At 69.6% G+C, this 4,186-nt stretch carries 4 protein-coding genes and 1 tRNA gene; 4 read left to right on the top strand and 1 reads right to left on the bottom strand.

Annotation, left to right across the window (positions count from 1 at the left end):
* Nucleotides 1-264 (bottom strand): DUF2917 domain-containing protein (locus ACT6XY_RS22485; protein WP_444750531.1); only part of this gene is annotated, 264 nt, incomplete at its 3' end.
* 138 nt (nucleotides 265-402) lie between these two features.
* Here ACT6XY_RS22485 and gcvA point away from each other — a divergent pair.
* From gcvA to pdxR, 4 genes are all read left to right on the top strand, one after another.
* Complete coding sequence (gene gcvA / locus ACT6XY_RS22480) at nucleotides 403-1,371, top strand: transcriptional regulator GcvA (RefSeq protein WP_444750530.1); 969 nt, start codon at nucleotides 403-405, stop codon at nucleotides 1,369-1,371.
* Between the two features lie 109 nt (nucleotides 1,372-1,480).
* Nucleotides 1,481-1,571: transfer RNA gene (locus ACT6XY_RS22475), tRNA-Ser, on the top strand.
* 119 nt (nucleotides 1,572-1,690) lie between these two features.
* On the top strand, nucleotides 1,691-2,587 hold the full coding sequence (locus ACT6XY_RS22470; protein WP_444750529.1) for an HNH endonuclease: 897 nt from the start codon (nucleotides 1,691-1,693) through the stop codon (nucleotides 2,585-2,587).
* A gap of 116 nt (nucleotides 2,588-2,703) precedes the next feature.
* Nucleotides 2,704-4,186: MocR-like pyridoxine biosynthesis transcription factor PdxR (gene pdxR, locus ACT6XY_RS22465; protein ID WP_444750528.1), on the top strand; the 1,483-nt coding region annotated here is incomplete at its 3' end.

The following is a 4,186-nucleotide window of genomic DNA, read 5'->3' as shown; positions in this document are numbered from 1 at the left end:
CTCGTCGACAGGGGCGTGCGCCTGAGGCGGCGCCGCCTCGATCAGGACGGCCGCCGGCCCGGCGATGGCGCAGACCAGCGTCAGCCCGCCCCGGTCGACGACGAAGGCGGCGCCCGCCTCCACCAGCACGTCGCGCGGGTCGTCCTCGAGCGTGATCCAAAGGGTCCCCGCGAGGGCGACGACGCGGGTGCCCGGACCATCGGGCAGGCGCACCACGCCTCCCCGCACGAGATCGACGCGGACGGACGGATCGAGACAGACCATGGCGGCCTCCCCTGGATGATCACCGGGAATGGGACCGATGACGGCAGGCGCGACATCCGCGCCGTTCTGTGCCTAGAATGTGGAGGATTGCCGCATCGCACAAACGATCAAATCTCACACTCTGGATGAGTTTGGCTCATGGCACGCAAGCGCTACGACCTGCCCCCGCTCGGCTTCGTCCAGGGGTTCGAGGCGGCCGCCCGCACGCTCTCCTTCACCCGCGCGGCGGACGAGCTCGCGCTCACCCAGTCGGCGGTCAGCCGCCAGATCAAGACTCTCGAGGAGCATCTCGGCGTGACGCTGTTCGAGCGCCGTCACCGGGCGCTGGCCCTCACCGAGGACGGCCGCGCCTTCCAGCGCATCGCCGTCGACGTGCTCGACCGACTGCAGGGCGCGATCAACCAGATGCGCGCCCGCGGCTCCGACAACCAGCTGGCGGTGACCACGGTCACCGGCTTCGCCTCGCTCTGGCTGATCCCGCGCCTCAAGCGCTTCACGCGCCTGAACCCGCACATCGATGTGCGGATCATCGCCAACGACCGCATCCTCGACCTCGATCGCGGCATGATCGACCTCGCCATCCGCTACTCGAAGGCAGACCGCGCGCCGCCCGACGCCGAGAAGCTCTTCGCCGAGGACATCCTTCCCGTCTGCCACCCCTCGCTGGTGGCGGACACGGCCACGCCGCTCCTGACGCCGGAGGACCTGAGGCACCACACCCTGCTGCACCTCGACTATCACGGCGCCAGCCGCACCTGGTTCGACTGGGGCACCTGGATGACCGCCCTCGGCATCGAGGATCTGAAGCCCGCCGGCTCCCTGCGCTTCTCGCGCTACGACCAGATGATCCAGGCGGCGATCAGCGGCCAGGGTGTCGCCCTCGGCGTCTCGCCACTGATCAACGAGGCCATCCGCTCCGGCACCCTCGTCGCCCCCTTCGATCGGCAGGTGGACGGCCCCCACGGCTACTACCTGATCCGTTCCCGGGCCGGCGCCGCCAAGCCGCAGGTCGCCGCCTTCTGCGCCTGGCTGCGCGAGGAGGCGATGGAGGACGCCATCGCCGAGCCGCTGGCCGACAGCGCCGGCTTCGGCGCGGCGGTGCTGTGAAGGATGGCGGTCGGCCCGGGGCATGGCCCTGCGGCGGGCGCGCCCCTGTCCACAAGGCCGCCCTGCCGCCTTGCAAATCACCGGCGGCGCGGGCATAGAACCCGTCAACGGAGACGTGGCCGAGCGGCTGAAGGCACTCGTTTGCTAAATGAGCATACCCCAAAAGGGTATCGAGGGTTCGAATCCCTCCGTCTCCGCCACCTTCACACCATCAACTCAGCCGGCCCAGACGAGCCTCCCGCGTGACCTGCACCCAATGGGTGGGGCGGCCGGTTCAGTCACCTGGCGCAATGCCCGTTCCGTCGTCTAACCTCGGGGGATGGGCCACTGCGTCTTCATGCACCGACCGGATTCGGTCTACGATGATCTTCCTGAGGAACGGTACCAGTTCCCGAAACAATATTTGGGGCGCGCCGCCGGCAGCGTCGGCGACTGGATCCTCTATCTTCAGCCCACGAAGTTGGCAGGCAGCCGGGGCTATTTCGCAGTGGCCCGGGTGAAGGACATTGTGCCCGATCCGAAAGCACCAGCGATGTTTCTGGCGCTCATCGAACCGGGGTCCTATCTGGAGTTCGCGCGCCCCGTCCCCTTTAGCGCGGGCGGAATGCCGATTGAGGCAGGTCTTCTCAACGCCGAGGGACGATTGTCCGGCCGCGCACAGGCTGCGGTAAGGCCCATATCCGCCCAGGACTTCGCGCGGATCGTCGACTTCGGCCTGGATGATCAGGCATCTCTCTTGCCGCGAGAGGACGTATTGGGTCGCCTCGCTGGCTTCGAGGACGAGCAGGTGCCCTTCATCAACGAACCAGTGGAGCGGACGCGACAGCTGTCATCGCGGATCGTGCGGGACCGGGTCTTCCGAAAGGTTGTTCTGCGTGCCTACGGCGAGCGGTGCGCGTTGTCAGGCTTGCGGTTGATCAACGGTGGAGGCCGTGCCGAGGTGGACGCGGCACATATCCAGGCTGTCTACGCCGGCGGCCCCGATAGCGTGAACAACGGCCTCGCCTTGTCCGGGACGGCTCACTGGATGTTCGACAGGGGTCTGGTCAGTTTGAGCGACGATCTTCAGATCCTCATTTCACGTCAGGCGAACGACGTGAATGGTGTGAGAGCCTTTATCAACCAGACTGGCTACGCCCATGCCCCGCCCGATCGTCGCGACCGGCCGCATCCGCAGTTTCTCAAATGGCATCGCGAGCACTGTTTTAAGCAGTAGGCTCGGATCGCTCGTTCCCGCTCCACCTTCCCCCCCCGCCCTTGCCCCGCCCCCTTCCTCCCGCCATGCTCCCCATGGCACGGCGGTTGCTCGGGCCCTCGCAAGGAGAGCGTTCCATGCGACACAAGCCGTCCCGCGCGTCGTGGTCCGACCTCCTGCATCTGGCGCTGGAGCCGGCCGGCGACAGCCCCCTCTTCCAGCAGATCTATCTCGCGCTGCGCGAGGCGATCGTCGCCAACACGCTGGCGCCCGGCGGCAAGCTGCCCTCGAGCCGCGCCCTCGCCCTCAGGCTCGGCGTCTCCCGCACCTCCGTCGTCTCCGCCTATGACCAGCTCCTGGCCGAGGGCTATGTGGTCGGCCGCGGCGGCTCCGGCACCTATGTCTCGGACGAGGTTCCGGCGGCCGTTCTGGCGCCGCCGCCCGCCGCCGGCGCGGCGGGTGCCGCCACGGGCCGCAGCCTCTCGGTGGCGGGCGCGCGTTACGGCCGCTTCGCCGCCGGGATGACGCTGCCGGGCAGCCTGCCGTTCGCCGCCGGCTGCTGCTCCGTCGACGCCAGGACGGTGGAGGACTGGCGGCGCATCGGCGCCGGCCAGATGCGCCGTCTCGACCCGGTCAACCTGTCCTATGCCGATCCGAGCGGGGAGCCCGCGCTCCGCCGCGAGATCGCCGCCTATCTGCGCGCCGCCCGCGCCGTCCGGTGCGACGAGGACCAGGTCGTCGTGCTCTCCGGTGCCCAGCAGGCGATCGACCTGTCGATCCGCACGCTGCTCGATCCCGGCGACCCCGTCTGGATCGAGGATCCCGGCTACGGCGCGACGCGCGAGGCGCTGGCGGCGGCCGGTGCCGCGCTCGTGCCGGTGCCGGTGGACGAGGCGGGTCTGGACGTCGCCGCCGGCATGGCCGCGGCCGCCGGCGCGCGGGCGGCCTACATCACCCCGTCGCACCAGTATCCGACCGGCGCGGTCATGAGCATGGCGCGCCGCCTCGACCTGCTCGCCTGGGCGGCGCAGACCGGCGCCTGGATCATCGAGGACGATTACGACAGCGAGTTCCGCTATGCCGGCCGGCCGCTGGCCTCGCTCCAGGGCCTCGATCGCAACGGCTGCGTCGTCTATGTCGGCACCCTCAGCAAGGTGCTGTTCCCCGGCATCAGGCTCGGCTTCGCCGTGGTGCCGCACCAGCTCGTCGACGTCTTCCGCGGCGCCCGTTTCCTCTCCGACCGCTCGCCGCCGACCCTTCAGCAGGCCATGACGGCGGAGTTCATGCGCCAGGGCCTGCTCGTCAGCCACATCCGCCGCATGCGCCAGCGCTACAAAGAGGCGCGCGACGTGGTCGTCGAGGCCATGAGCCGCCATCTCGGCGATCTCGTCGACGTCGAGGTGCCCGATTGCGGCATCCAGCTCGTCGTCCATCTGCGCGACGGCCTTTCCGACATCGCCGTGACCGAGGCGGCGCGCCGGCAGGGACTGGTCGTCAAGCCCGTCAGCCCGCACTACCTGGCCGCCCCGCCCCGCCAGGGCCTGGTGCTCGGCTATTCGGGCTTCGACGCCCACCGGCTGCGCGCCGCCGCGGCCGAACTCGGCCGCATCGTCCGGGCCG

The sequence above is a fragment of the Phreatobacter sp. genome, from assembly GCF_052440005.1.
Taxonomy (GTDB): domain Bacteria; phylum Pseudomonadota; class Alphaproteobacteria; order Rhizobiales; family Phreatobacteraceae; genus Phreatobacter.
This window is presented reverse-complemented; position numbering and strand designations above follow the sequence as displayed.

Excerpts from the sequence above, each read along its gene's own strand:
- ACT6XY_RS22470 (WP_444750529.1), top strand. The coding sequence starts at position 1,691 with ATGGGCCACTGCGTCTTCATGCACCGACCGGATTCGGTCTACGATGAT.
- gcvA (WP_444750530.1), top strand. The coding sequence starts at position 403 with ATGGCACGCAAGCGCTACGACCTGCCCCCGCTCGGCTTCGTCCAGGGG.